We start from the raw sequence: 26154 nt of genomic DNA, 5'->3' as shown, positions 1-26154 counted from the left end.
CTTGTTGGCGTGGCGCTGTTGGGATCAGCATTGTGTGTTCGATGGTATGGCGAATCCTGCGGGTCGGTGGTCGCACAGGGTGAGACTCATGGTGTAGGCGTCTTTGTTTTCCGGCTGGTAGTAGCGTTTGCGGATTCCCATGGTTTCGAATCCGAAGTGGCGGTACAGGGTGAGTGCCGGTTCGTTGTCGACGCGCACTTCGAGCAGCATGCGTTCGGCGTGGAGTTCGTTGGCCTTGGCGATGAGCTGGTTGAGCAGTTGGGTGGCTATGCCTTGTCGTTGGCGTTCGGGGCTGACGCCTATGGTCATGATCTGTGCGTCGTATCCGTCGTACCAGAGGCCGGCGTATGCGTCTATGGTTCCTTCGTCGTCCACGTTCACATAGTAGCTGCGGTGTGGTGCGCTGAGCTCTTCGTCTATGAGTGTGTTGCTCCATGCTCCTTTGCCGAACAGTTGTTGTTCCATCTTGGCTATTTGCGAGCATACCGTGGTGCGCTCGAGCGTGTTGGCGTCGACGATCATGCGTTTGCCTCGTTGCGATGTGCTCCTTCGTGGTTGAGCACATGTTTGAGCGGGTTGGGCACGCTGACGTCGGGTCTGCGCAGGTAAAGGGGCTCGATGGGGCGTAGATTGGCGTCGGCGTCGGCATCGTGTTCTGCGAGTGCGGCGAAGGCTTTCACCCCCCATGCGCCGGTGTCGAGGAGTGAATGGTCGAGGGTGATTCCGTGCCAGGGTTGTTGGTTCCAGATTTGCTCGTATTTGCTTGCACCGTGTCCGACTATGTCGACGGCGATCGGCTGGTCGGGATGGCGTTGCTGCATGGTGGCGACCGCTGCGCTTACTTTGGCCGCGATGTTCGATGGCGTGTCTATGTTCATGTCGAGTTGGATGCGTTCGTCTTTGGTGTCTGCGTTGGTGTTTGCGAGCAGGGTGTAGTAGAGCTGTTTGCGGCGCGCGTCGTTGACGCTGAGGGTCAGATGCAACGCGGCGCCCGCATTGGCTGGTGCATTCCAGTTGCCGAATATGGCTGTGTTCAGCAGGTTCGGATCGCCGTTGTAGGCCACTTGCATCATGGTGGCCTGTCCGCTTAGGGAATCCTGTCCGAGGAGTTGTGCTCCGGTGGCATAGGCGATTGCCTTGGCTGCCACGATGCCTGCGCGTAGTCCGGTGAAGGGTGCCGGGCCTATTCCTACGACTATGCGCTCGATGTCGTGAGGTTGTATTTTCGCCTCTGCGCAGACTTGCGCGATGTCGTGCTGCAGTTTTTCCACGTGTGTGCGCGAATCCTGTTCGCAGATTGGTTCATGCCCGGTTATGCCTACTGTGGATCCGAATGATGTGTCGATGACTAACGTGTTCATGTGTCTCGTGTCGCTTGTTTCGTGTGTTGTGTTAGGGTGCGGTTCTTGTATTGTATGCGTTGTCCGTCGGCGTCGTCAGGCTTGGGCGTCGGCTGGTTCCGCCAGGGCGAATCGTGTTCCCACTGGGGTGATGGTGACGATGCGTTCACCATCTGCGGTGGGTTCGTTCCGGCCTATGGGGGCAGACACATGGTCGGTGGGTCTTTGGATGCGGATCTCCAAGCGTTCGTCGGCGAGCGCAGCTGCCATTTGTTCGCCCCATTCCATGAGGATGATGGTGTGTGTGCCGGGTTCTTCGAGTTCCTCGTCGAGGCCGAGGGATTCGAGTTCGTCGAGGAGCAGGTCGGTCTGTGCCTGACCTGGGGCGTAGTCATTGGATCCAAGCCGGTAGGCATCCACGTGGATCAGATGTGCGGGCGTGCCGTCAGCGAAGGTGCCGTCGAGTTCCCTGGCGATGGTGAAGGTCGGTGAGACGATGGGTTCTTGAATGCCCAGGCCTTTCCCCAATCCTTGCGCCAATGTGGTCTTGCCTGCGCCGAGGGGCCCGGAAAGCAGGATCACCTCACCACCGTGCAGGCTGCGGGCGAGTCGCTCGCCCAGCTCGTGCATGGCCTGTGCGGTCGGCACTTGCAAGGTGATCGTGCTGTCAGGTTGTCGTGGTGCGGGCGACGGGTTGGGCTCGCGCATATGGTGGATGGTGTTCATTGGATTCCTTTGGCTCCGATGAGTTCTATGGTGTTCTCAAGTGCGTATATGGGGTCGCCTCCGCGGCTCTTGCATTGTTCGTCCGCCCAGGCGAGTCGTTGCATGCAGGCGCTGATGCCCTGCGATGTCCACCCTCCCAGACGTCCGTTGGCCGTTCGCAGCGCCCATTCGTTCACCGCCGCCTTGGTTTTCGAGATGTCCCCTTGACGAATGGCCGCGGCTTTGGCGAGGTTGCGCATTTGCAACGCGAGCGCGCCGATGAGTGCAATCGGTTCCGTTCCTTGGGCGAGCGCGGATCTCAGGGCGATCACTGCACGTGCGGTCTTCCCGCCCATGGCGAGGTCGGCCACGTTGAAGCCGGTGACTTTCGGGTTCCCTGTGAGGTATTGGTTCACACGGTTCACTCGCATTGGGTCGTCATCGAAGTCGAAGCATAGCTGCCTGATCATTGCGGCCAGCTCTCCCACATGGTCGCCGAGCACATTGACCAGTTGCTGTGCGGCCTGCGGGTCTATGCGCCTGCCACGCGATTGGAACTGCTGGTACACATAGTTGAGTTTGTCCTTGGCCTTGTCGAGTTTGGGAACCGTGTCGACGGGAATGTTGTTGCGGCGCATGAGCGCTTCCACGGAACGGCCTTTTGGCGTTGCGGCGCATTGCATCACCACCACCGACGCTTCTGGGTCCCGATTTGTTTCGTTGGCGTAGGCCACGATGGCGTCGAGCAGTCCGGGGTCGGCGTCCTCCGCATGTTCGACCCACACCACCGACCTCTGCGAGAGCAGGGAGGGACTCACCGCCTCGTCGAAGGAGTAGGCGTCGGCGCTGCGGGCGTCGACGCGTGCCAATTCGGCATCCCTATGTTCCTCGAGCAGGCGATACACGGCATCCCGGGCGTTCTGTTCGTTCAGGTACTCATCGCCGCCGTAGATGAGCAGGCATGGTGTTGCTGCGGTCATATCTTCAATGTCGACGTATGTTTGGACAAGTCTTGCGACACCGGTCCTTGCCTGCATCCTTCGTCTCATCTGCGCCATGTCAGCCACCCCATCATTTCGAACGTATGTTCGAACCATTGGGTGAGGCGTTCCCTGACCGGCATGCGCAGGGGACGGCCATCACCGTTGGTGACCGTGCCGTCATAGGCTCGCAGCAAGTCCCCGATGCATACGATCAGCACCCATGCAGTCAGTTCCGTCACGATGAGCACCGCAGCGCCTGGTATACCCTCCATCCATGCCAAGGTGCTCGACTCCTCCGAGCCGAACAGACGTGCCGCATATTCGATGACCGTCGTGCATTGTGAGCACGCCCATGCCAGGAATCGTGAGACGCCCGGCGCCATCCATGCGACGAACAACGAGCACAGTCCCAGAATCGTCGCGGCATTGACGAATGGTGCAACCAGCAGATTCGCCGGCAGCGACCATATCGACACCTTGTTGTCCATGAGAATCTGAACGGGACCAGCGAATAGCTGTGCACAGCATGACGCCGCCAACGGTTTGGCCAAACGGTCCGGAAGCAGATGCGACACCCATGCCGTCATACGCGTGCATGCCGTCGACAAGCCGAACACCGCCGCACATGACAACGCGAAGCCGTAACTCGAAGCCAATGACGGATCGAGCAGCAATCCGAACACCACCGTCAGGCAGAGCAGGTGAACATTTTGCCTGCGACGCCCCAACACCAGGAATCCAAGAGACAGCATCGACATCAGCATCGCCCGTGTGACCGACCTGCTGGGTGCAAGCACCATCGTGAGCATCGGGTAGACCATTGCGAGCGCACCGGCCTTCACAAAACGGTTCCAATGGAGTCGTGCCCCCAATGCCATCACCAATGTGCCGACGAGGGCGTAATGGCCTCCGGATACGGCCATGAGATGCATGATGCCTGCACGGCGACATTGTTCTTGCAGGAGTTCAGCGTATTCGTCGTCCACTCCACCATCTGCGCAGTGCACCATCGCATCGTGTCCGAGTACCCCCAAGGTCACGCCGGGAACCAGCACAACGCCCTGATCGTCGAGTCCGCGGGTCGTTTGCAGGAATGCCATGCGCATCCGATGAATCGCACGCCATGGCGCCGGTGGATCCTTGACGGTCATCGTGCCACCGTCTGCAAGCACCCATATGGGCATCTCACCATATGCCGCTTCCTGAATGGTTCCGACGATGGCGTAGTACCCCTGCTGCGCGATGCGCCCACAGGCCGGCTGTCGGGCGAACACCCGTACACCGCGGGACGATGGGCGTCGAACGTCATGGCGCACGACGGACCGGGCATTGCCGTCGACCTGGCAGTCGTATCCCCTCATCGACGTCGCCAATGGCAGTGATCGTGCTGTGAACGTCAGATTCACACGCTCCGTGGAGGAGGATGCCGACACGTTCACCGGGTCGGCATGCTCCGTCAGGTTTCGCGCCGCTGTGGCAAGCGTGGCCGCGAGCATGGCGAAACACACCGTCAGCAATGTACACAGAGTCCGGTGAGCATGCGCCACGGCCAATCCATGGTGTTTCCCCGTCCCCTTCATTATGAAGGGAATGAGCACCAGTGCGATGAAGATGGCCGCCGATGCCGCCGCCAGGCAGGCCATTTGCAGCATGCGGCCATGCTGCCAGAAAACGTCATGCCCCGATCCGGGTTGGGAGCATATCCATCGGGTCAGCAATGTGGCGCTCCAAACGCCCACAGCCACCGGCAGCATGCGCAGGTCTCGGCTGCCCGCGATCCCCCTGTGCTCCCGGTCGCATACCGGTGCCGTCATTGTGCGCATGCCCATGGTCTCAGCTTCTCTACGGTCTTCATGCCGATGCCCGGCACATTCACCAAGTCGTCGAGACTGGCGAAGGCGCCATGCTGGGTGCGGTATTCGACGATCCTCGCGGCCGTCACCGGCCCGATCCCCTTGATCTCCTGCAGTTGCGCCTCGTCTGCCGTGTTGATGTTCACCAAGGTGTCCTGCTTGTTGTCGGATGCCGATGGCGACGGCTCCGGTGCAGCCGTGGATGGCGTCGAATCCCGGACGGATGGCGATGCCGTGGCCGTCGTATGAGATGACGCGTTCGCCGTGGCCTGCGTGTCCAAGGCGCCCATGTTGGAGGCCTGCTGCACCAGGAGGGTCAGGGTGGTGGCCAGTGCACAGACCAGTACCATGATGCACAGCAGCGCATGCTTCGGTTCGAGTTCGAATCGGGGTCGTTCCAGACGGCGGCCTCCACGTTCCGCTTCGAAATCGTCATCGTTCACCACGGTCAGGCTCGACAGCAGTGCGCTCGCCTTCTGGTCATCTCCAGAAACTTCCCTCACGCCACCTGATGATTGCTCGTTGCTTGCCGTGACCGAGGGGTCCTGAGCACCGGGAGGTGGCGGCAGGGGCACCGACGGCATCTGAACACTGAAGCCTGGACCGGTGGATGAATCGGCTGTCATGCAGCGAGACGATGGCCCTTCCAGATGGCGCAGCCGCGTCACAGCCCCATCCCTCACCACGATGACGGCGTCCGGGCCTTTACGCCGTCCGGAATAGACAATGCCCATGCCGCCACTTAATCATGACGGCATGGGCATTGCAATGAGGACGGCCACCTGTGGTCGGAGGACGTGATATCCACCACGCAGGTCATCCACAGGTGCACGACCTGCGTGCGATCATTCGCCCGGGACGATCGAAACGATCTTCGGGGCCTTGACGATCACCTTGCGCGGCGGCTTGCCTCCAAGACGCTCAGCCACAGCCTCCAAGGCCATCTTCTCCAGTTCATCCGGATCGATGTCGGCACTCACCTCGAGTTTGGCCCGCACCTTGCCCTTGATCTGCACCACGGCGGTGACGGTGTCCTGTCCGACATAACGCTCGTCGGCCTGTGGCCATGGATGGTGGGCCAACGACTCGCCATGGCCGAGCCGGTTCCACAGCTCCTCGGCTATATGCGGTGCGATCGGAGCCACCATGAGCACCAGCGGCTCCACGGCGGCGCGAGGCACGCCGTCCATGCCGGTCAGGTGATTGTTGAGCACGATAAGTTTGGCGATGGCGGTGTTCGGACGCATGGCCTCCATCTCACCGGTCACCTCGGCGATCGTATTGTTGAGCAGTTTCAACGTACGTTCATCCATCGCGTCGTCGGTCACCGTGACCTCGCCGGTGTTCTCATCGATCACATTGCGCCACAAACGCTGCAGGAATCGCATGCCGCCCACCACATTGCGGGTGTTCCAAGGACGTGACTCGTCAAGTGGCCCCATGCTCATCTCATAGAGACGGAACGTGTCTGCGCCGTAATGGTCGTACATGTAGTCCGGGGTCACGATGTTCTTGAGGCTCTTGCCCATCTTGCCGAACTCACGGTTGACCGGTTCGCCTTCGTAGGTGTACACGGTCTTGCCGTCCACTTCGCTCTCCTGAACGTCCTCGGCCGGCACATACTGACCGCGGTCATCGGTGTAGGCATACGCCTGGATCATGCCTTGGTTGAACAGCTTGTGGAACGGTTCGAACGAATCCACGTACCCTAGGTCGAACAGGATCTTATGCCAGAACCGTGAATAGAGCAGATGCAGCACCGCGTGCTCCACACCGCCCACATACAGATCGACGCCTCCGGCCTGCCCCGCCGCCAGGGAGTGCTTCGGACCCATCCAATAGTCGTATTCGTCGCGCTCCACCATGTGCTCGGTGTCATGGGGATTGAGGTAACGCATGTAGTACCAGCAGGAACCCGCCCAATTCGGCATCGTGTTCGTGTCATGATGATAGGTCTTCGGACCATCGCCGAGATCGAGCGTGACCTTCACCCAATCCTCGTTGCGGCTCAACGGAGCCTCCGGACTCGACTGGGAATCCTCCGGGTCGAAGGTCTTGGGGCTGTAATCCGGGACGTCAGGCAGATTGATGGGCAGCATGCTGTCGGGCACCAGATGGGGCACCTCATGCTCATCGTAGACGATCGGGAACGGCTCACCCCAATACCGCTGGCGACTGAAGAGCCAGTCGCGCAGACGGTAGCTCGTGGCTCCCTTGCCCACTTGGGCCTCCTCGAGCCACGTGGTGACGACAGCAATCGCATCATCCACACGCATGCCGTCAAGGCAGAGCGCGTCGCCACGGGCCCACGTCGCATCGACGGTGGAATTGATGACGATGCCGTCATGCGAAACGAACGGGGCGGTACCCTCATAATTGGCCAGATCGTCACCGGAATCAGGAAGCGGCGCAACCGTGTAGATCACCGGAAGGCCGTACTTGATGGCAAAATCGTAATCTCGCTGGTCACCACCCGGAACGGCCATGATGGCACCGGTGCCATAGTCCATGAGCACATAATCGGCCGTGAACACCGGCAGCTTGGCACCGGTGATCGGGTTGATCGCGTACAGGCCAGTGAACAGACCCGTCTTCTCACCGTTGTCGGCCACACGGTCGGCCGCGGTCTTTGCCTCGGCAAGCTCACGGTATGCGGACACGGCCTCGCTCGGCGTGGCATAGCCACCCGTCCATGCCGGATCCACGCCTTCCGGCCAGGATTGGGGCACATGCTCCAGCATCGGATGTTCAGGAGAAACCACACAGAACGTGGCACCGAACAACGTGTCAGGCCGCGTGGTGTAGATCTCCATATCTGCCATCTCACCGTCGACCGGCACCTTGAAATGCACGGAGGCGCCATGCGACTCCCCGATCCAGTTGCGCTGCATGAGCTTGACCTTCTCAGGCCAGTCGATGGAATCGAGATCCTCTATGAGACGATGCCCGTATGCGGTGATGCGCATCGACCACTGACGCAGCTCACGCTGGAACACCGGGAAATTGCCACGTTCGGAACGCCCCTCCGCCGTGACCTCCTCATTGGCGAGCACCGTGCCAAGCCCGGGGCACCAATTGACAGGCGATTTGGAGATGTAGGCGAGACGGTACTCATTGAGCACCTCGGACTGCTCCACCTCGGTGAGCTCATCCCAGGCCTTGCCCTCATGCCCATCGATCGGACGCGCACCGGCGCGGAATTGTTCGATCAGCGTGGAAATCGGGCGCGCGCACCCCATGGACCCACTCGGATTCCTCGTCTCCGGATCGTACCAGGCATCGTAGATGCGTGAGAAGATCCATTGGGTCCAACGCACGTATCCCGGTTCGATCGTGGCGAAAGAGCGGCGGTCGTCGAAGCTCAGCCCCATGCGGCGTAACTGTCGCCGCATATTCGCGATGTTCTGTTCGGTCGTGATGCGTGGATGCTGGCCCGTCTGCACGGCATACTGTTCGGCGGGAAGCCCGAATGCGTCATAGCCCATGGCGTGCAGGACGTTCTCGCCTTTCATGCGATGGTATCGGCTCACCACATCGGTGGCCAGATATCCCAACGGATGGCCGACATGCAATCCTTTGCCCGAAGGGTAGGGGAACATGTCCATGGCGAAGAAGGACTGACGGCCATCAGCATGACTCCCCTTGCCGTCAGTGAGTTCGCCGCTCACGTTCGCGGCCCAGAACGTGCCTTCGCTCTCCCAGATGTCCTGCCATTTCTTCTCAATGCGCTGGGCCATTTCCGTCGTATAGCGGTATTGTGGCGTAGCCGACGCATTCGATGTCGCTTGCGCGTTCGTATCGTTCTCACTCATAGGCAACGATTATCGTGACGCAACTGGACAGTGGAGGCGCCATGTCCACCAGTCGACCCGGTTGCACCGGGAGGGGATGCGCCCCTTATCCATCGTCCTGCGAGCGTGCAACCGTCACCGGGTTGAGACTCAGATCCACATGCATACCCAACTTGGTTTCCATTGCGTCGATCTGGGCGTCCCATGTGCCGTCATCGACCATCTGCTGCAGGGCTGTGTCGATGAGCTCCATGAGCTTGCGCTGGTCCGCCTTCACTGCGATGCCGAAGGCCTGGGTGCCGTAGCTGTCCTCCTGCAGATGCAGGTATCGGGTGCCACCGTCCTTGCGCAGTCCCGCCAGAATCGGCTGTGGACCGGCTATGGCATCGCTCTGGCCCACCAGCAATGATGCCGAGCATTCGCTGTAGTCGGCACGTTGCAGGATCTTGATTCGTGGGCGACGGTCATGGAGTTGCTCTCCGGAGTACTCGCCGGCGACCGTGCACACGGTCCTGCCATCGAGTGACTGTACATCCGGCAGCCGACGTGCGTCATCGGCACGAACCAGCAGTTGGTTGCGAGCGACCAGATATGGGCCCGAGACCTCGTACCGGGTGCCATCCGCCGTTTGAGTATGGTCCATCTCCAACGCATTCTTGCCACCGTCATAGGCGAACGTGACCATTGCGAAATCGACGCTGCCGTCATCAAGCCTGCCCAGGCGCGTGGCGGGGGTCTGGGAGTGGAAGAAGAGCTGCTCGTCCCCATAGCCGAGCACCTTTGCCACGTATTTGGCCACTTCGACACTCAGACCGCTGTATTCACCGTCATGGTACCAGCCCACCCCCGGTTCGTCGGCCGGCACGCCGATCGACATGACTGGTCCCTTCGCCTGCCCCGGGGCGCTGACATTCACCGAGGTGCCGCAGCCGCAAAGCCCCACTGCGAGGGAGATGGTGAGGATCGCACGGGACATGGTTCTCAGTCTTGCATGCATGGCGCGCCTCACTTGAACAGTCGCGAGCGTGTGAGGAACCAGATCACCGCTCCCGCCAAGACGCAGGCAAGCAGGACGATGACGAGGAACCCCCATTGTGAATCGCTCAACGGCATGCCGATCATCCCCTGCTGGAAGTTCATGCCGTACATGGAGAAAATGAGAGTCGGAATCGATAGCGTGATCGAGATCATCGTGAAGATGCGCATCACATTATTCAGGTTGTTCGACACGATTGAGGCGAATGCGTCCGTCATGTTCGCGAGAACGCCGCTGTAGATGTTCGCCATCTCGATGGCCTGCTTGTTCTCGGTGATCACATCTTCAAGCAGATCCTCATCTTCCGGGTACTGCTTGATGCGTGTGAGCGTCATGAGCTTCTCCATGACGATCTCGTTCGATTTGAGCGACGTGTTGAAATACACCAAGGTCTTGCTCAGTTCGAGCAGCATGAGGATCTCACGGTTCTGCATGGAGTGGCGCAGACGCAGTTCGAGTTTATCGGTCTCCCGGTCGATGATGCGCAGGTACCGCAGGTACATCGTCGCGTTGCGATAGAGGATCTGCAGAATGAATCTGGATCGCATGAAGGTGTTGAATCCACGGATCGTGCCTTCCATGAACGGATGGAGCACCGGGGTGTCCTGCATGCACACGGTGATGATCATCGTCTTCGTCACGATGATCGACAATGGTATCGTCTCGTACCAATCCCTGCCGCTGCGTTCCTCCACGGTGGGAATGTCCACGATGATCATCGTGTAGTCATCCTCCACGTCCACGCGCGAACGTTCCTCGTCATCGAGCGGGGCACGCAGATCGGCGAGGTCGATGCCCGTCTCCTGCGAGACGGTGGCGAGCTCGACATCGGTGGGATCGGCCAACGCCAGCCAGGAGCCGTTCTCGGGTTTCGAAATCTGCCGTACCTGGCCGTCAACGGTACTGAACATACGCAACATGGGGCATCACCCGCCTTCATCGTGTCCGGCATTCGCCACTGGACCCGCGACGTCACACGTGAGGGCGTGCATGCGTCGCGGGCGCTTTCAAGCCAACGCACCAGCATAGTCGCAGGGTTGAGACAGCCGGACAGCATCGGCCTAGATCAGCGGCTTCCACATCGGCATGTCCGGATTGTGCAGGTACGCCGGCCCGTTCTCCCAGTCAACAGCGTCCGCCACATCCGGCCCCTTGTCATATTCCGTAAGATGGAACAACACGGAATTCGAAGTGTACTGGGGCTCCATACGGCTCCAGAACGCATTGCGCATGCCGGTCAGATTGTCAAGCTGCGAGTCTGGCAGACCCATGAGATTCCCGATGGTCGCGGCGATCCATGAACCGTGGGAGACGACGAACAACGTGGTGGGCTCATCCATGTATTGGGGGTCGTCGCAATAGGAACGGATTGTGGAACCGCCACGTTTGCCAAGGTCGGGGCGGCTTTCCACCCCATAGGCCGCCTCGCCGCCCTCATGGGCCTTCCACGACGCATATCCTTCCGGGTACCGCTCATTAATCTCCTCTCGGCTCATCCCTTCCCATTGGCCGAAATCACGTTCGCGCAGACGCGGATCGAGTGTCACGTCCAATCCCAGCGGGTCGGCGAAAGCATGGGCCGTCTGTTGGGCCCGGAAGAGATCCGAGCTCACGACCACCATGCGGCGTCGCGACGCAGGGGCTTGCTCATATTCCGTGATGTCGCTGCGACGAATCCGGGGATCGGAGGGCTGGGGAAGCCTGTCTGGATGCCGGGCGATATTCGACACCTTGGCCCAATAGAACCGTTGGGCGAGTGTGAATCCACTCATATCCACCTGCCACTGCCCCACGATATCGAGTGGAATGTCGATCTGCCCCTGCAAGCGCCGTTGCAAATTGAATGCGGTGCGCCCGTGGCGCATGAACATCACTTCATCGATCATTTCTTCCCGTCCTTTCTGTTCCCATCGCCCAGCATCGATCCGCATGGAACGAAAATGCCGGAGCCAGACGACAGGCTTCGGCATTTTCGGTATATGGCTCAGTCGTGCGAGATCACCGTGCCGGCCTTTGCACCTGCGGAGAGGTCGTCGATCTCGCTGATCTCCAGCACCGGGACGCAGGCGGGAACCTTGGTGCCACGTTCGTTGGCGAGCTTGACCTGTTCGTCGTAAATGGCGTCGTCGGTGTGCAGCACCACTTCACCACGGAAGCGGTAGCCCTTCTTCTGTTCGAAGTTCACGAACGCCACGACCAACGGGCTGCCGTTCTCGAGGTTGCGGTAGGTCTGTCCGGCAGTGCGCTCATGATAGGCAAGATGGTTGTCGTCGAGCACGAACATCGACATCTTCGGACCGAGGTCGGGGATGCCGTCCTGGTTCACGGTTGCCACCCATGCCAGATTGTTCTTGATGAATTCCTTCATATCTTCAGTCAGTTGCGCCATGATGTTCCTTTCGTCATGTATGACTACCACACTACGCGATGACATGGCGGCATATTTGGGTTTGCGCTGTGGAGGGATATGGGGAATGTGATAATTCAGAAGACGAAAACAAAAACCCGGCATAGCCGGGTTGGTGGTGGAGCTAAGGAGATTCGAACTCCTGACCCTCTCCATGCCATGGAGATGCGCTACCAGCTGCGCCATAGCCCCAAACAGGTGTATACCACATACCTGCCATCGCAGATTGCCTGCGATTCGTGGAGCTAAGGAGATTCGAACTCCTGACCCTCTCCATGCCATGGAGATGCGCTACCAGCTGCGCCATAGCCCCGTCGTTCTTCGAACGAACCTGTGTTAGATTACAACATTCTGTTTCGATGAGCAAATCGGCGTGTCGCATTGACGCGTTCGGGCGGAGCATATATGGGGATGGCCGGGAATCGATTCCCGGCCATCCCCATATATGCCTACTATTGCTGAGCTTGCGAACCGTCTTTCTTCTGGTTTGTGCCTGAATTGGTTCCCTCATTGCCGGAACCTCCCGAATCACCATTGCCGGAATCCGTGTTCTGCGCATCACCCGAATTGCCGTCCTGACCAGCGGAACCGGTGCCCGCAGTCCCGGACCCATTCGAGTTCTGGGACCCGGACGACCCTGAGGATCCGGGGTTCGATGAGCCAGAGCCTGAGTTTCCCGAACCAGTATTCGCATTGCCCGAAGAGGATCCCGAGGATTGTCCATTCCCGGAGGATTGTCCATTCCCGTCCGATGTCGAAGAATCCTTCGTATGACGCGAATCGGTATCACTTCCCTCTCCGCTCTGCGTGGGCGCCGGTGTCTGTGTGGGCGTCTGGGTGGGCATCTCGGCTGGCGTCTGCGAGTAAGTGGGACTGACCACGTCACGCACCACGGAGTCGGTGCCCTTGCCTCCCGTCAAGGCGAGGATGACACCTGCGGTGATGCCCACCGCCACCAGACCGGAAATCAGTGCGACAATCACGGCCACACGTTTGTCATGCTTGGTCATCTGCGTCTTCGTACCAGCCTGCGGGTGCTTCGAAGCATCGGTGGCATGGGTTCCGGAGACCACGGTGCGTGCGCCACGGGAGTCATCCGAATGCACAGGTGCGATGGTCTGTGTGTCGTCGATATCAGCCGTGGAGTGGTCGCCTGTATGTGCATTGGCATGCGACGGAGCAACCCCAACCTGTTGTGCGGCATCCTGGAGTTTCTTGCTCGACGCGTCAATCACGTTCTGATAGAGCTGGGAAGCCGCAGTGGAGACGATGGAGGCCACGGCCACGCCGATTACCGAACCTGCGATGCCGATCTTCGACGACAGCAGAAACGATGTCACCGCGGCCAAGGCACCTGCCAGCAGCTGCGAGAACGATATTCCTTTGAAGAAGTTTTTCACGGTGCTTTCAATGTTCAGATATGGTTGGAGGCGCGATCGTCATCCACGCCTCATAGTTTTCGTCTTCACAGCATACACGCCGAGACTTGAGGTGTCCTGTCATTTCGCTGGCAAGGTGTCTGGGCGTTCCCAATACTGTGTATCGGCCAGGGCGGGTCCATGGTTGTAGTCCTCCATGATCCACCGGTTGTCCATGTCGATATCGGCCCTTCTCAGTCTGGCCCAGTGCGCGTTGCGCATCGAGGTGAGCGAGATGAAATCCGGGTATCGTCGTTCGATGCCGAACAGCACCTGCAGCGCGTTTTCGATGAGCGCGCCATGGGAGAATACGAACAGGTCGGTGTCGTCATCGCATTCATGGGCCCAATCATTCATGGCCTCCATGCCGCGGGCACCGGCATGTTCGTGGGATTCGGCGCCATGATTCATCTCGCCGCCCATGCCCCGGCACCACGAGTCGAAGTCCTGCGGGAAATTGGCCTGCAGGTATGCGCCGGATCGGCCTTCGAATTCACCGAAATGCCGCTCGCGCAACCGTTCGTCGGCATGCACTTCGAGCCCCAGTCGATCGGCGAAGGCATGTGCCGTCTGCATCGAACGTTCGAGGTCGGAGGACACAACGAGCTGGTGCCGTGATGGGTCCGGGAGCACATATAGCTTAATCAGTGACTGCGCGGACTGGTTCACCTGCCACAGCCCGACCTCATCGAGCGGAATGTCGATCGATCCCTGCACCAGCCCTTGTCTGTTGTATGAGGTGCGGCCATGGCGCACCAGCGTGACATGGCGTGCGTACGGTTCCATTCGTCCGCCGTCACTCTTCGGTATCGGCGTCGCTGGACTCGATGCCCCGGCTTTCCGGATGCTCCAGTTCGAGGTCAACCGGTTCACAATCACGCCACAGGCGTTCGAGATTGTAGAAATCACGTGCCTCGTCATGCATGATGTGAATGATGAAATCACCGTAGTCGAGCAGCACCCACTGCGCCTCCTCGATGCCCTCCCTGGACCGCGGCTTACGGCCTCCATCCTTGAGGAACAGCTGCTTCTCAACCTCCTCGGCAATGGCCAGAACCTGACGTTCGTTCGAAGCGGAGGCGATCATCATGAGGTCGCAGATGCCGAGTTTGTCGCCTACGTTGTAGGCCACCACGTCCTGAGCCTTCATGCCATCGGCCGCAGTCGCGGCGACGCGCACCGAATTAATGGATTGTTCCAAAGCATTCATTTCAACGCTCCCAAGCTGGTTTCCAGTTGTCTACAACATGCTGCGTGTTCTCGGAGTACACCATCGCGCCGTCCGGGACATCATGTCGGATGACCGATCCCGCACCGCTGGTGACACCGTCCCCCACATTGACCGGCGCGACGAACAGATTGCCGGCGCCGATATGCACATCGGAACCAATATGGGTGTGGTTCTTGTGCACACCATCGTAGTTGGCGGTGATGGTGCCGCCGCCGATGTTCGTGTTTTCGCCGAGATCGGCATCGCCCACATAGCTCAGATGGGGCACCTTGGTGCCATCGCCGATGTGCGCCTTCTTCATCTCGACGAAAGCACCCGCCTTTGAACCAGTGCCGATCTCGTTTCCCGGACGCAGGTACGTCCATGGTCCAATGTTCGCTTCCCGGCCTATGCGGCTCTCCTGCACGCGGGAACGCTCCACATGGGCCCCCAGCTCGACCGTCGCATCGATGAGCGTGGTGTAGGGGCCGACCACAGCGTCATGGGCGATTGTGGTGTGTCCCTGCAGGAAGCACCCCGGCAGAATCACAGCATCCGACTCTATCTCGACCTCGTCTTCTATCCAAGTGGTCTGCGGATCGACGATGGTGACCCCGTCGAGCATCCACTGCCTGCATACACGCAGATTGTGCGCCTTGGCCAGCGACGCGAGCTGCACACGATCGTTGACGCCCTCGACGCTCAAGGGGTCGGGCGCGGCGAAGGCGCCGACTTTGCTCACCTGCCGCGCGACAGTGAGCGCATCCGTCAGATAGAACTCGCCTTGAGCGTTGTCGGCATTCAGATTGGCGATGGCCTGTTCGAGCACCGCGGCATCGAACACGTACACCGATGTGTTCACCTCACGGACCGCGAGTTCGGAACTGTTGCCATCTTTCTGCTCCACGATCTTGAGCACGTTGCCGTCGGCATCGCGAATGATGCGACCATATCCAGTCGGGTCGTCAAGCACGGTGGTGAGCACGGTGGCTCCGTCACCACTGTCACGATGGTAATCCAGCAATTGCTTGAGTGCGGAGGTGTCGAGCAGCGGCATGTCAGACGCGGTGATGAGCACAGTGCCAGAAAGAGGCCCCCGCTCCCCGAGCTGCTCCATCGCGCATTGCACAGCACGTCCCGTACCCGGGATCTCGTCCTGTTCCACAATGAGCACAGCGTCATCATAGGAGCGGGCCGCTTCGGCCACTCGCTGTGCCTGATAACGCACGACAACGGCGAGCGTCTCGGGATCGAGCGCCCCGACCGCATCCATGACCCTGTTGAGGAAGGTCTTTCCTGCAAATTCGTGCAGCACTTTCGGTTTGCTGGAACGCATGCGCGTCCCCTCCCCTGCTGCGAGGACGATTGCCGCGGTCAACGTCATGGACTGCCTCCAAACCTATAAACGACGAACGCCTAATCCGCGTATGCGGACCAGGCGTCCAATTGCTCCCCCACCTGGACTCGAACCAAGACAAAGGGTTCCAAAGACCCGTGTGCTGCCATTACACCATGGGGGAACGGCGGAGTGACTCCGCCAAGTGTTCATTATGCCATATGCCCAGACTTTTCGCCGCCGGTGTGTTTCACATCCGCACAGCGACCAATCAGGCGAACAGGAATCCCTGCCCGTGATGTTCAGGGTAGGTGTCGAACAATTCGGCCACTGAGCCGTCCTCGAATACGGCTTTGATGGCGGAGGAAAGCAACGGCGCGATGGAAAGCACCGTGAGACCATCCCACCGCTTCTCCTCGGGAATCGGAACGGTATCGGTCAGCACCACCTCACGAGCGCCGCATGACTTGAGACGATCGACTGCCGGTCCGGAAAGCACGCCATGGGTGGCCACCACGGTCACCGACCTGGCTCCGGCCTCACGAAGCACCTGACATGCCCCGGCGATGGTTCCCGCGGTGTCGATCAAATCGTCGACCAGAACGCAATCCTTGCCCTTGACATCGCCCACGACACGGTTCGCCTTGGCCTGATTCGGCCGCGTGATGTCACGGGTCTTGTGCACGAAGGCCAGAGGACCGCCGCCCAGGCGTTGCGCCCACTGCTCAGCGACACGGATGCGCCCGGCATCCGGCGAGACGACGGTGACATTGTCGAGATGACCATCGAAACGATCGCGAATATAGTCGACCAATACCGGCATGGCAATCAGATGATCCACAGGTCCGTCAAAGAACCCCTGGGTCTGGGCCGCGTGCAGATCGACGCTCATCACTCGATCGGCGCCGGCAGTACGCAGCAAATCGAAGACAAGACGGCAGGAGATGGGTTCGCGGCCACGATGCTTCTTGTCTTGACGGGAATAACCAAGCAATGGGCATACAGCGGTGATCGACCTGGCTGAAGCGCGCTTCAGTGCATCGATCATGATGAGCTGTTCCATGATGCTTTTGTTCACCGGAGTGCAATGACTCTGCAGCACAAACACGTCGGCTCCGCGAACGGATTCGGTGTAGCGCACATACATCTCGCCATTGGCGAAGTCGTAGGCGGTGGTCTCGAGAACATCGATGCCGAGCTGGTCCGCAACGTCGGCGGCCAGCTTGGGATGCGCCCTGCCTGTTACGAGAATGAGATTTTTATCGGGTTTTCCCTCGAGAATTGCACTCACCGTGTCTCCAAACGTCGGTCGTCGGTTACGCGTCCAATCATAAATCGCTGTTTCGACTGAGCGGCGCGATACCAGTGCCGGTGACGTGCCGCTACTTCGCGTCCTCGTCGTAGATGCCGTGCTTGGCTATGTATTGCACCACGCCATCCGGCACCAGGTACCACACGGGTTCCCCGTTGCGCGCACGTTGACGAACATCGGTGGAGGAAATGGCCAGTGCGGGAATCTCCAACATGTCTACCTTGCCGACCGGCAGCGGGACCTTCGAAGAGTAACCGGGGCGTGTCACCGCCACGAAATGGGCGATGTCGAACATGCGCTCGGCGTCTTTCCACCGCATGATCTCCGCGACGGCGTCGGCACCGGTGATGAAGAACAGCTCGGCATCGGGGTAGCGGGCGCGGATGTCTCGCAGCGTATCAATGGTGTAGGTGACCCCGGGGCGGTCTATGTCGACACGCGAGACGACAAACTTCGGATTCGAGGCGGTTGCGATGACCGTCATCAGGTACCGGTCCTCCTCGTTCGTCACATGCTTGTCAAGCTTGAAGACCGGACGCCCGGTGGGTACGAAGATCACCTCGTCAAGGTCGTAGACCCACGCCACTTCGGATGCCGCCACCAGATGCCCGTTGTGAATCGGATCGAAGGTGCCGCCCATGATGCCGATACGCGCATGGGAGTGCCAGTTGCCCCGAGCCGAACGTCGCCCATGCTGCGAGATGAGCTCCACCTCGCGTTGTGCGTAGGGCGACAGCTCGGACATGCTCCGATCCATGGGTGTGGTGCCGTTCATTCGCTGGTCCGATCCGTGCCGCGACCAGCTTCATCGGCATCAAAGGCGGCTTTTTGCACATCCTTGGCCAGACCGCTCTCCCCGTTGTCGTTCATCACGGTATCGGAATCGATCTTGCCCATGTCCTCATCCCATTCATCTTGCACCACACGACGGATTTCCGCGAAAGTGGGCAACAGGAACTTGGGCTGGTAGATGCTGCGTACACGGGCCACTCGCTCAGTGATGCGAATGAGGGTGTCGGTCATGCCGTCGATATCGCCATCCTGTTCCATCGTGCGGAACTTGTCGACATACTCCTCCATCAGGCGAATCTGCTCGTCGATGGTGCGCCGGTCCTCATCGGTCGGTACGTTCAGGCCTTTTGCGTGTTCGTCCGGCCATCCGATGAGCACGGCATCCGCATACTCAAGCGACGCGCGCTGTCCTGCGGTCGCAATGCCGTCCTCGATCTGCACCACGAACACATACCGCACCAGGCTCAACCGCTCAGCGGTGAGTCGGAGCGCGATGAACGGGTCGTCCAAGTCAAGCCCCCACGGGTTGACGGGCGCGTCAGACACCACCTCGGTCATGCCGCCGGCACCGTCTTCGCGTTCATCCAACTGTTCCATCCCATCCTGCACCCCGTTCATGCGCGCACCTGCCCGTTGCCGTAGCCGACCCATTTCGTCGTCGTCATCTCCTGAAGTCCCATGGGACCTCGTGCATGGAGTTTCTGGGTGGAAATACCCAGTTCGGCGCCAAAGCCGAATACCCCGCCATCCGTGAAACGCGTGGAGGCGTTCACCATCACCACGGCGGAATCGATGGCCTTCGTGAAGCGTTCGATGTTCGTGTAGTCCTGGGAAAGGATCGATTCGGTGTGATGTGTGGAGTACCGGTTGATATGGTCAATGGCCTCGTCGAGTGAATCGACGATGCGCACGCCAATCTCCAACGCCAGGTATTCGGTGCTCCAATCCGCTTCGTCGGCGGCGAGCAATTGGATGTCCTTGATGTCTGCATCTCCCATGATCCGCATCGATAGCTCGTCCGCATGGATGGTCACATGAGCACGTGCCAATGCCTGAGCCATTCTCGGCAGGAACTGCCGGGCGATGTCCCTATGCACGATGAGTTTCTCCGCGGCATTGCATACACCCACGCGTTGCGTCTTCGCATTGACCACGATGTCGATCGCCTTGTCGATGTCGGCGGAGGAATCGACGTAGATATGCACATTCCCGGCCCCGGTCTCGATCACCGGAACGCGCGACTCACGCACCACGGATTGAATGAGACCGGCGCCACCCCGAGGGATGAGCACATCGATATGACCGGTGGCTCGCATCATCGCACGCGCACCTTCCCGGCCATAGCGGTCGACCGATGCCACAAGTGCCGGATCGAAATGCAGTTCCTGTAGCACCTCGTCTATCACCTGCAACGTAGCGGCGTTCGTGCGCTCCGCGGCATGGCCGCCACGCAGTATGGCCGCATTGCCCGACTTGAGGCACAGGGCCGCCACGTCGACGGTCACATTCGGACGCGCCTCGTAAATCATGCCGATTACGCCAAGCGGTACACGCTGCTGCTGCAATCGCAGCCCATTACCCAGATCATAGCCTCGCACGATCTCGCCAACCGGATCCGGCAGGGTGGCTACATGGCGCACACCCTGTGCCGCTGCGGCCACACGTACGACGTCAAATTTGAGTCGGTCGAGCTTGCCCTGATCCATGCCTGCGTCAAAGGCGGCCTGCATGTCCATGGCATTGGCGTCGGCGATATCGCTCGCATGCGCATCCAATGCATCGGCAATCGCCATCAGCACACCGTTCTTGGTGTCGGCGGTCGCTTGCGCCAGTTCATGCTGTGCCATGGCCGCCGCGTCGGCGAGCGCGTTCACCGCCTGCTGCACGTCGCCGCTCACCGGGGTCTGAAGCTCATTCGTATTCGTCATAGACCCAAGAGTAGTGGCAGTTGCCTACAGCGCACAACGGTTTGTTCCATTGGACGGACGCGTGTCGGTGTGCTCCATACGCTCCACATATAATGTGTCTCGGCAATCCGTCTATTGGCGAAGGACACAGTAACGCATGAGCACTTTCCATAGCACACGCAGCAGCGACGAGGCATTCACATCCAAGCAGGCGATACGCAAGGGCATCGCCGACGATGGCGGTCTGTTCGTCACCGATGCCCTTGGGGAGACGAAGATTGACATCAGCGATCTTGCGGGTAAAAGCTATCAGCAGATTGCTTTGAAGGTGTTGTCGGTGCTGCTTGACGACTACACCGAGGAGGAGCTCTCCCAGTGCATCGCCGAGGCATACGGCTCCCAATGGAGCGATGAGCGCATCACTCCGGTCAAACCGCTGGGCGACGACTTCATCATGGAATTGTTCAACGGGCCGACCTGTGCGTTCAAGGACGTCGCGTTGCAGATCCTTCCCCGGCTGATGGCCCGCACCACTCCGGCGGACGGGGATCGCGATGAGAGGATCATGATTGTCACCGCGACCTCCGGGGATACCGGCAAGGCGGCGCTTGCCGGATTCGCGGATGCGCAGGGCACCGGCATCACGGTGTTCTATCCGCAGGGCAAGGTCTCCCGCGTTCAGGAACTGCAGATGACCACGCAACAGGGGTCCAATGTGAACGTATGCGCGGTGGATGGCAATTTCGATGATGCCCAGTCCACGGTCAAACGCATCTTCGGCGACCGTGATCTCGCGTCACGCCTTGAGGCGGACGCGCATGTTCGCCTTTCCTCTGCGAATTCAATCAATGTGGGGCGTCTCGTACCGCAGGTCGTCTATTATTTCTCCGCTTACGCACAGCTGCTTGAACAGCAGGTGATCAACGTGGGCGACCAGGTGGACTTCGTGGTGCCCACCGGTAATTTCGGCAATGTGCTTGCCGGATATTACGCCAAACTGCTGGGCCTGCCGGTACGTCAACTCGTCGTCGCCTCCGACCGCAACAATGTGCTCTTCGACTTCCTCACCACCGGCACCTACAACAGCAAGCGGCCGTTCTTCGAGACCACGTCGCCGTCCATGGACATTCTCGTCTCCTCGAATCTGGAGCGCATGCTCTACTACATGAGCGAGAGGGATCCGCGTATGATCACCTATCTCATGAACGATCTCGCCGAATGGGGAACCTACGAGGTGCCTCCGGAGATGCTCATGGAGATTCGCAAGGTGTTCGCCACCGGTTGGGCCGATGAGGATCAGGTGCGCGAGATGATCGCCGACTGCTGGGATCGCAACCACTATGTGATTGACCCGCATACCGCATGCGGTTATTTCGTGATGCAGCAGATGCCAGCGGATCCGCAGGTGCCTCGTGTGCTGCTGTCCACTGCCAGCCCGTACAAGTTCCCGCGCGTGGTCAATGAGGCGCTTGGGCTGAAGGCGGATGGCACCGATTTCGAATGCATGGACGAATTGCACGCCAAATCGGGCACGCAGATTCCGCAGATGCTGCGGAATCTGGAGAATGCCGAGGTGCGGTTCCGCGACTGCGTCGAGGTGAGCGACATGAGCCACTACGTCGAGGAATGCGCCGACCGGCTATAGTCATGCGCGATGCATATGGGGCCGGTCCCCTCCGCGGAGGGGACCGGCCCCATCATATTAGTCAACGAGAATCGGACTGTCGTGTTTCCTTGAATCATGTGAGCTGACGCGGTGCCTGGTTGAAGTCGAACAGCACGCCATCGGCGGTTTCGCAGATGCGTTCCCAGTGCATGGTCGAGGAGTCGTCCTGCACTCCCCACACATGCATGCCGGCACGTTTCGCAGATTCCACCGCCGTGAGCAGATCCTCGAACACGGTGCAATGTGCTGGCTCGACGCCGAGCAACTGCGCCGTGTGGAGGAAGATGACCGGGTCGTCCTTGCCGCTGCTGCCGTCATCACCCATGCCCACGACCACGTCGAACAGATCGTAAATGCCCGCATGACGCATCGCCGGCTCCCGCAGTGAGGGGAGCATCGACGTGGCCACCGCCAGCCGTGCCCCACTTGCACGCAGCCATTCCAGATATGCCCGCGCGCCCGGCTTGAGCTCGACTGTCGTGGTGTACGCCTCATAGGCGAGATCATTCCACTCCCGCATGAGTTCCTCGGGCGTGTCGTCGAGACCGAATCTGCGGATCGTATATGCGGCGATGTCGTGGAACTGCATCGCACTCACCTTCTGCATGTAGTCTGCCGGCACGTCGAATCCGCGTCTGCCGAGGAATTCGACATCCACCGCGTCCCATACGCCCATCGAGTCGAGCAGCGTGCCGTCGAGGTCGAAGATCGCCGCCCTTCCACTGTTGACTCCGGCTGCATTCACCATATTCGCCATGTGCCCCCTATTCAATCTCGGATTCGTGCAGTAGCTCGCGCGCATGTTCCAGGGATGTCTTCGACTCGCTGCCGGCGAGCATGCGTGCGATTTCGCGCACACGTTCACCGCCGCTCACCTCACGCACGGTGGTGTGTGTGCCCTCTTTACCGGTCTCCTTACTCACCACATACTGGCGTTCGGCCCACGATGCCACCTGCGGCAAATGCGTGACGACGATCACCTGATTACGGCGTGCAAGTCTGGCGAGACGTCTGCCAAGTTCCACTGCCGCCTTGCCTCCCACACCGGCATCCACCTCATCGAAAATGAACGTCATGTCCGCGCTCGCATTCTGAGACGAATCCGATTCCTGTGAGGAATCCGCGGCACAGAGCTCCAAGGCGAGCATAAGACGGCTCAGTTCGCCGCCGGATGCGCTTTTGCCCATGGGAAGGGGCGCCGATCCCGGGAAGGGGGTGAAGAGGAATTCGATGTCGTCGATGCCGGTGGCGTCGAGCATCCCTTCCCCGTTGCGGGGTGTGACCACGATGTCGAGTTTCGCTCCGGACATGGCGAGCTGTCCGAGCTCACGGTTCACCTGGGCGCTCAATGCATTCGCCGCGTCTGTTCGCACCTTCAACAACGCCCGCCCGCGGACTATCGCCTCATCTCGCAGCCGGTCACGTTCCTGTTCCAAGGAATGCAACTGTTCCGGCGACGCGTCGAGATCCTCCATATCGATCTTCGCGCGATCGCGCCATTGGAGTACGTCGGCGAGAGTGGGCCCCCAACGCTGTGCCAACTCATTGAGATCATGGATGCGCCCGTTGATTGAATCCAAATTACCTGTCTCACCGTCCGCATCGAGGGAACGGGATAGGGAGAACACGACGTCGTCTATTTCAGCGCCTGCCGATTCAAGACGTTCGGCCAATTGTTCGTAATCCCCCACCGCATGGATGCCGCGCAACGACTGCACCGCGCCGGCGATGAGCTGACCAACACCGGCTGTGCCTTCCGCACTCTCGAATTGTGAGGCATCCAAATATGCCAACGCATGCTCGACACCGCTGGTGATCTGCTCGACATGTTCGATGCGGTCACGCTGGTCCATGAGTTCCTCGAGCTCGCCATCGTGCGGATCCACATGGTCGATGTGTGCTATGGAATCCCTGAGATAGTCCGCCTGCTGGCGCATGGACGACTCCTGCGTCTGCATCCTGCGCAGCCGCTCGCACACACTGCGGTATTTCTCATAGGATTGGTTGAACGATTCACGGGTCTTGTCATCGCGGGCATAGGCATCGAGGAATTCACGCTGTCGGGCAACCGAGGCGATACGCAGTTGATCGGTCTGCCCATGAATGGTGATCAGGTTCGACGCCACTTCGCCGAGCAATGAGCGCGGCACGCTTTTGCCGCATAGCACGGAACGCGAACGCCCCTTCGCCGGCACACTACGCGAGAGGAAGAGCCCATCGTCATCGACCGGAATTCCCGCCTCGGCAAGCATGGCACGCAACGGATCCCGCTCCCCCAGCGCGAAAATCCCCTGGGCCCATGCCTGGTCTGCTCCGGATGCCACGCGACTCGCATCCGCAGTCCCTCCGGAAATCATGCGCAATGCGTTGAGTAGCATGGATTTTCCGGCACCGGTCTCTCCGGTGATCGCCGTCATCGACGGCGCGGGAGTGATTGTCGCTGAATCAATCGGCCCCAGGTCTCGAAGTTCGAGCTCCTCAAGCATGTTCACCATCCATGTCGTCTACTCACACTGCCGCCGGTTGGTTTCGCCATCGCGGCATCGCTGAAATCTGCAGCTTCACAGTATACCGTGCCAACTCTTAGTTGGCCAGACTGATGCGGCTGACGAGCGACTCCTAGCACTCATCCCCCTCATCCCCTTCGCCTTTGAGTGAGGTTCCCTGCAGATCGGTGAGGAGGCGTCCGTCGGTGTCCTCATGTTTGGAGGCGTTCTGTTCACGCCAACCCTCCACCGGCAGATTGAATTTGGTGACCAGCCGGTTTGTGAACGGCACGTCGGAGAGCCGCGCCAGTCGGAGTTTGCTTGCAGATTGGCGAATCTCCACGCGCGTCCCCTTCGCCAATGCCAGCTGACGGCGCCCATCACAGCAGATCCAGCCGCCTGAAGTGGAATCGTCATGGATCGTGAACTGCAGTGTTGATGTGGAACCGATCACAATCGGCCGGGAGAACAGCGCGTGGGCGGCCAATGGCACCATCAGAAGAGCCTGCACATCCGGCCAGATGATCGGCCCTCCTGCAGAGAACGCATAGGCGGTCGAGCCGGTGGGAGTCGAGACGATCACACCATCGCATCCGAACGAGCTCATGGCCACCCCATCGATGCCGATGCTCATCTCCACCATCTTGCCGCGGTCGGCACGCTCTATCGTCACATCGTTCAAGGCCCAGTCGCTCAAAGCCTCGGTGGCCCCCGGCAACCACACGTCGACGTGGGCCACCATACGTTCGTCTATCCGGTAATCATGGTCGCAGATGCGCCGAATCGCCTCCTCGAGCTGGAAGCTTTCGAATTCCGCAAGGAAACCAACATGCCCCATGTTGATACCTATGATCGGCACATCAGTGCAATGCACCAGTTCCGCGGCACGCAGAATGGTTCCATCGCCGCCCAGCACCACGACGATCTCGGTGTCGGGAGGAACGGTCTGCGGCAGCGTGCCGAAATCGGGAATGGTGTCCGTGTCTACCAGTGTGACATCGAAGCCGCCACGTTCGAGCTGCAGCAATGTGTCTTGCACAATGGTGCCGGTCTCACGCAATTTCTTATGGGTCACCACAACTGCATGTCGTACCTTGGCCATCTTCACCTCGCAAACGCTCTTCGCATATCATAGCCCAATACATGCTAGGCACCGTTCCGTGGAATCAGAACGGCAACCGTCACACAGGCTCTCAGTCAGCCCCGAATGAAGTGGTCGATCTGGTCCTGTTTGCCCATGATGATCAGTTCGTCGTTGCGTTTCAATTGCAGATCGTTCGAAGCATATTGGAATTCATGGCCCGGTGATTTCACGCCGACGATCGTCACACCGTACCTGTCATGAATCTTCGCCTCACCAATCGTATACCCGACGAATTGCGGTGGCGTATGGATCTTGACAACGCTGTAGGCGCCTTCGAGCTCGATGTAATCGAGGTAATTGCCTGAGACGAGGTGGCCGACGCGCTTGCCGGCGTCGGTTTCGGCGTTGATGATGTGACGGGCACCGATGCGCTGTAGAATGCGGGCATGTTCCTTCGACACGGATTTGGCCCAGATGTCGGAGATGCCCGCGTCCAGCAGATTGCCTGCCGTGATGACGGAGGCCTCCACCGAATCGCCGATGGCGACGACGGCGGTGTCGAAGTCGGAGGCGTTGAGCTGCTCAATGGCGAGCACGTCGGTCATGTCGGCCTGCACGGTGGGAATCTGCGATGACCATCGGTTGACGAGCTCCGGATCCTTGTCCACGGCAAGAACATCCTGTCCAAGCGCATCGAGAGTCGTCGCGACGGCACTTCCGAATCGACCAAGCCCCACCACAAGCACACTGCGGTTTTCCGGCATGTTCCTCCCTTTCCTGCGCAACACGCGCTTATCTCATCACACCACTATATCCGCCGGTGGGGTC

24 protein-coding genes and 3 tRNA genes are annotated in these 26154 nt (G+C 59.8%); 1 reads left to right on the top strand and 26 read right to left on the bottom strand.

The annotated features are described in order from the left end of the window. Positions 1 to 24: 24 nt before the first annotated feature. The 22 genes from rimI to BANAN_RS03680 form a co-directional block, all read right to left on the bottom strand. Entirely contained in the window at positions 25 to 522 is a 498-nt protein-coding gene (gene rimI / locus BANAN_RS03785) for a ribosomal protein S18-alanine N-acetyltransferase (protein WP_014697612.1), read from the bottom strand. Beyond that, positions 519 to 1361, bottom strand: coding sequence for a tRNA (adenosine(37)-N6)-threonylcarbamoyltransferase complex dimerization subunit type 1 TsaB (gene tsaB / locus BANAN_RS03780; RefSeq protein ID WP_014697611.1), 843 nt, complete (start codon positions 1359 to 1361; stop codon positions 519 to 521). Before tsaB ends, rimI begins: the two co-directional genes overlap by 4 nt. 75 nt (positions 1362 to 1436) lie before the next feature. After that, positions 1437 to 2066, bottom strand: a complete 630-nt coding sequence (gene tsaE / locus BANAN_RS03775) for a tRNA (adenosine(37)-N6)-threonylcarbamoyltransferase complex ATPase subunit type 1 TsaE (protein ID WP_014697610.1) — start codon at positions 2064 to 2066, stop codon at positions 1437 to 1439. Then, positions 2063 to 3025, bottom strand: a complete 963-nt coding sequence (gene holA / locus BANAN_RS03770; RefSeq protein WP_014697609.1) for a DNA polymerase III subunit delta — start codon at positions 3023 to 3025, stop codon at positions 2063 to 2065. Before holA ends, tsaE begins: the two co-directional genes overlap by 4 nt. A 65-nt stretch (positions 3026 to 3090) precedes the next feature. Continuing rightward, positions 3091 to 4857 (bottom strand): ComEC/Rec2 family competence protein, encoded by a 1767-nt coding sequence (locus BANAN_RS03765; RefSeq protein WP_041776992.1) that lies wholly within the window; start codon positions 4855 to 4857, stop codon positions 3091 to 3093. Beyond that, positions 4839 to 5615 (bottom strand): ComEA family DNA-binding protein, encoded by a 777-nt coding sequence (locus BANAN_RS03760; protein WP_041776991.1) that lies wholly within the window; start codon positions 5613 to 5615, stop codon positions 4839 to 4841. Before BANAN_RS03760 ends, BANAN_RS03765 begins: the two co-directional genes overlap by 19 nt. Positions 5616 to 5726: 111 nt before the next feature. Beyond that, on the bottom strand, positions 5727 to 8693 hold the full coding sequence (leuS, locus tag BANAN_RS03755) for a leucine--tRNA ligase (RefSeq protein WP_014697606.1): 2967 nt from the start codon (positions 8691 to 8693) through the stop codon (positions 5727 to 5729). A gap of 85 nt (positions 8694 to 8778) precedes the next feature. Then, on the bottom strand, positions 8779 to 9669 hold the full coding sequence (locus tag BANAN_RS03750; RefSeq protein ID WP_041776990.1) for a transporter substrate-binding domain-containing protein: 891 nt from the start codon (positions 9667 to 9669) through the stop codon (positions 8779 to 8781). Positions 9670 to 9677: 8 nt separating this feature from the next. Further along, positions 9678 to 10628 carry a magnesium transporter CorA family protein gene (locus BANAN_RS03745; RefSeq protein ID WP_014697604.1) on the bottom strand — a complete coding sequence of 317 codons (951 nt, stop codon included), beginning with the start codon at positions 10626 to 10628 and terminating at the stop codon, positions 9678 to 9680. A 141-nt stretch (positions 10629 to 10769) separates the two neighbouring features. Beyond that, positions 10770 to 11594: a histidine phosphatase family protein gene (locus BANAN_RS03740; RefSeq protein ID WP_014697603.1), complete on the bottom strand. Its 825-nt coding sequence runs from the start codon at positions 11592 to 11594 to the stop codon at positions 10770 to 10772. A 98-nt stretch (positions 11595 to 11692) separates the two neighbouring features. Continuing rightward, positions 11693 to 12097: a pyridoxamine 5'-phosphate oxidase family protein gene (locus tag BANAN_RS03735; protein ID WP_014697602.1), complete on the bottom strand. Its 405-nt coding sequence runs from the start codon at positions 12095 to 12097 to the stop codon at positions 11693 to 11695. Between the two features lie 134 nt (positions 12098 to 12231). Beyond that, a tRNA-Ala gene (locus BANAN_RS03730) sits at positions 12232 to 12307 on the bottom strand. Between the two features lie 48 nt (positions 12308 to 12355). After that, a tRNA-Ala gene (locus BANAN_RS03725) sits at positions 12356 to 12428 on the bottom strand. 139 nt (positions 12429 to 12567) lie between these two features. After that, positions 12568 to 13515 (bottom strand): hypothetical protein, encoded by a 948-nt coding sequence (locus tag BANAN_RS03720; RefSeq protein WP_014697601.1) that lies wholly within the window; start codon positions 13513 to 13515, stop codon positions 12568 to 12570. Positions 13516 to 13614: 99 nt separating this feature from the next. Beyond that, positions 13615 to 14319: a histidine phosphatase family protein gene (locus BANAN_RS03715; RefSeq protein WP_014697600.1), complete on the bottom strand. Its 705-nt coding sequence runs from the start codon at positions 14317 to 14319 to the stop codon at positions 13615 to 13617. A 10-nt stretch (positions 14320 to 14329) separates the two neighbouring features. Beyond that, complete coding sequence (gene rsfS / locus BANAN_RS03710) at positions 14330 to 14743, bottom strand: ribosome silencing factor (protein WP_041776989.1); 414 nt, start codon at positions 14741 to 14743, stop codon at positions 14330 to 14332. Position 14744: 1 nt separating this feature from the next. Beyond that, positions 14745 to 16127 carry a bifunctional UDP-N-acetylglucosamine diphosphorylase/glucosamine-1-phosphate N-acetyltransferase GlmU gene (gene glmU, locus BANAN_RS03705; RefSeq protein WP_014697598.1) on the bottom strand — a complete coding sequence of 461 codons (1383 nt, stop codon included), beginning with the start codon at positions 16125 to 16127 and terminating at the stop codon, positions 14745 to 14747. Between the two features lie 65 nt (positions 16128 to 16192). Further along, positions 16193 to 16263, bottom strand: a tRNA-Gln gene (locus tag BANAN_RS03700). An 87-nt stretch (positions 16264 to 16350) separates the two neighbouring features. After that, positions 16351 to 17370: a ribose-phosphate diphosphokinase gene (locus tag BANAN_RS03695; protein WP_014697597.1), complete on the bottom strand. Its 1020-nt coding sequence runs from the start codon at positions 17368 to 17370 to the stop codon at positions 16351 to 16353. 91 nt (positions 17371 to 17461) lie between these two features. Then, positions 17462 to 18166 (bottom strand): nicotinate-nucleotide adenylyltransferase, encoded by a 705-nt coding sequence (nadD, locus tag BANAN_RS03690; RefSeq protein WP_041776988.1) that lies wholly within the window; start codon positions 18164 to 18166, stop codon positions 17462 to 17464. Then, the gene (locus BANAN_RS03685; RefSeq protein ID WP_014697595.1) at positions 18163 to 18780 is read right to left on the bottom strand and encodes a hypothetical protein; all 618 of its coding nucleotides are present in this window, start codon (positions 18778 to 18780) and stop codon (positions 18163 to 18165) included. Before BANAN_RS03685 ends, nadD begins: the two co-directional genes overlap by 4 nt. 17 nt (positions 18781 to 18797) lie before the next feature. Beyond that, the gene (locus BANAN_RS03680) at positions 18798 to 20111 is read right to left on the bottom strand and encodes a glutamate-5-semialdehyde dehydrogenase (protein WP_014697594.1); all 1314 of its coding nucleotides are present in this window, start codon (positions 20109 to 20111) and stop codon (positions 18798 to 18800) included. 136 nt (positions 20112 to 20247) lie between these two features. On the opposite strand from BANAN_RS03680, the gene thrC reads away from it, so the two are divergent. After that, entirely contained in the window at positions 20248 to 21735 is a 1488-nt protein-coding gene (gene thrC, locus BANAN_RS03675; protein ID WP_014697593.1) for a threonine synthase, read from the top strand. Between the two features lie 94 nt (positions 21736 to 21829). On the opposite strand, the gene BANAN_RS03670 is transcribed toward thrC, so the two are convergent. From BANAN_RS03670 to BANAN_RS03655, 4 genes are all read right to left on the bottom strand, one after another. Then, the gene (locus tag BANAN_RS03670; RefSeq protein ID WP_014697592.1) at positions 21830 to 22513 is read right to left on the bottom strand and encodes an HAD family hydrolase; all 684 of its coding nucleotides are present in this window, start codon (positions 22511 to 22513) and stop codon (positions 21830 to 21832) included. A 7-nt stretch (positions 22514 to 22520) separates the two neighbouring features. After that, positions 22521 to 24242: a DNA repair protein RecN gene (recN, locus tag BANAN_RS03665; protein ID WP_014697591.1), complete on the bottom strand. Its 1722-nt coding sequence runs from the start codon at positions 24240 to 24242 to the stop codon at positions 22521 to 22523. 133 nt (positions 24243 to 24375) lie between these two features. After that, complete coding sequence (locus BANAN_RS03660) at positions 24376 to 25344, bottom strand: NAD kinase (RefSeq protein ID WP_041776987.1); 969 nt, start codon at positions 25342 to 25344, stop codon at positions 24376 to 24378. 95 nt (positions 25345 to 25439) lie between these two features. Next, positions 25440 to 26090: a potassium channel family protein gene (locus tag BANAN_RS03655; protein ID WP_004218061.1), complete on the bottom strand. Its 651-nt coding sequence runs from the start codon at positions 26088 to 26090 to the stop codon at positions 25440 to 25442. Positions 26091 to 26154 lie beyond the last annotated feature (64 nt).

The sequence above is a fragment of the Bifidobacterium animalis subsp. animalis ATCC 25527 genome, assembly GCF_000260715.1.
Lineage (GTDB): Bacteria > Actinomycetota > Actinomycetes > Actinomycetales > Bifidobacteriaceae > Bifidobacterium > Bifidobacterium animalis.
Note: the sequence above shows the minus strand (reverse complement) of the source record. Positions and strands in the feature narration are given on the sequence as shown.

What these genes read in the sequence shown, in the direction of transcription:
- rimI (WP_014697612.1), bottom strand. Translation starts at nt 522, where the DNA reads ATGATCGTCGACGCCAACACGCTCGAGCGCACCACGGTATGCTCGCAA.
- tsaB (WP_014697611.1), bottom strand. Translation starts at nt 1,361, where the DNA reads ATGAACACGTTAGTCATCGACACATCATTCGGATCCACAGTAGGCATA.
- tsaE (WP_014697610.1), bottom strand. Translation starts at nt 2,066, where the DNA reads ATGAACACCATCCACCATATGCGCGAGCCCAACCCGTCGCCCGCACCA.
- holA (WP_014697609.1), bottom strand. Translation starts at nt 3,025, where the DNA reads ATGACCGCAGCAACACCATGCCTGCTCATCTACGGCGGCGATGAGTAC.
- BANAN_RS03765 (WP_041776992.1), bottom strand. Translation starts at nt 4,857, where the DNA reads ATGGGCATGCGCACAATGACGGCACCGGTATGCGACCGGGAGCACAGG.
- BANAN_RS03760 (WP_041776991.1), bottom strand. Translation starts at nt 5,615, where the DNA reads ATGGGCATTGTCTATTCCGGACGGCGTAAAGGCCCGGACGCCGTCATC.
- leuS (WP_014697606.1), bottom strand. Translation starts at nt 8,693, where the DNA reads ATGAGTGAGAACGATACGAACGCGCAAGCGACATCGAATGCGTCGGCT.
- BANAN_RS03750 (WP_041776990.1), bottom strand. Translation starts at nt 9,669, where the DNA reads ATGCATGCAAGACTGAGAACCATGTCCCGTGCGATCCTCACCATCTCC.
- BANAN_RS03745 (WP_014697604.1), bottom strand. Translation starts at nt 10,628, where the DNA reads ATGTTGCGTATGTTCAGTACCGTTGACGGCCAGGTACGGCAGATTTCG.
- BANAN_RS03740 (WP_014697603.1), bottom strand. Translation starts at nt 11,594, where the DNA reads ATGATCGATGAAGTGATGTTCATGCGCCACGGGCGCACCGCATTCAAT.
- BANAN_RS03735 (WP_014697602.1), bottom strand. Translation starts at nt 12,097, where the DNA reads ATGGCGCAACTGACTGAAGATATGAAGGAATTCATCAAGAACAATCTG.
- BANAN_RS03715 (WP_014697600.1), bottom strand. Translation starts at nt 14,319, where the DNA reads ATGGAACCGTACGCACGCCATGTCACGCTGGTGCGCCATGGCCGCACC.
- rsfS (WP_041776989.1), bottom strand. Translation starts at nt 14,743, where the DNA reads ATGAATGCTTTGGAACAATCCATTAATTCGGTGCGCGTCGCCGCGACT.
- glmU (WP_014697598.1), bottom strand. Translation starts at nt 16,127, where the DNA reads ATGACGTTGACCGCGGCAATCGTCCTCGCAGCAGGGGAGGGGACGCGC.
- nadD (WP_041776988.1), bottom strand. Translation starts at nt 18,166, where the DNA reads ATGAACGGCACCACACCCATGGATCGGAGCATGTCCGAGCTGTCGCCC.
- BANAN_RS03685 (WP_014697595.1), bottom strand. Translation starts at nt 18,780, where the DNA reads ATGGAACAGTTGGATGAACGCGAAGACGGTGCCGGCGGCATGACCGAG.
- BANAN_RS03680 (WP_014697594.1), bottom strand. Translation starts at nt 20,111, where the DNA reads ATGACGAATACGAATGAGCTTCAGACCCCGGTGAGCGGCGACGTGCAG.
- thrC (WP_014697593.1), top strand. Translation starts at nt 20,248, where the DNA reads ATGAGCACTTTCCATAGCACACGCAGCAGCGACGAGGCATTCACATCC.
- BANAN_RS03670 (WP_014697592.1), bottom strand. Translation starts at nt 22,513, where the DNA reads ATGGCGAATATGGTGAATGCAGCCGGAGTCAACAGTGGAAGGGCGGCG.
- recN (WP_014697591.1), bottom strand. Translation starts at nt 24,242, where the DNA reads ATGCTTGAGGAGCTCGAACTTCGAGACCTGGGGCCGATTGATTCAGCG.
- BANAN_RS03660 (WP_041776987.1), bottom strand. Translation starts at nt 25,344, where the DNA reads ATGGCCAAGGTACGACATGCAGTTGTGGTGACCCATAAGAAATTGCGT.
- BANAN_RS03655 (WP_004218061.1), bottom strand. Translation starts at nt 26,090, where the DNA reads ATGCCGGAAAACCGCAGTGTGCTTGTGGTGGGGCTTGGTCGATTCGGA.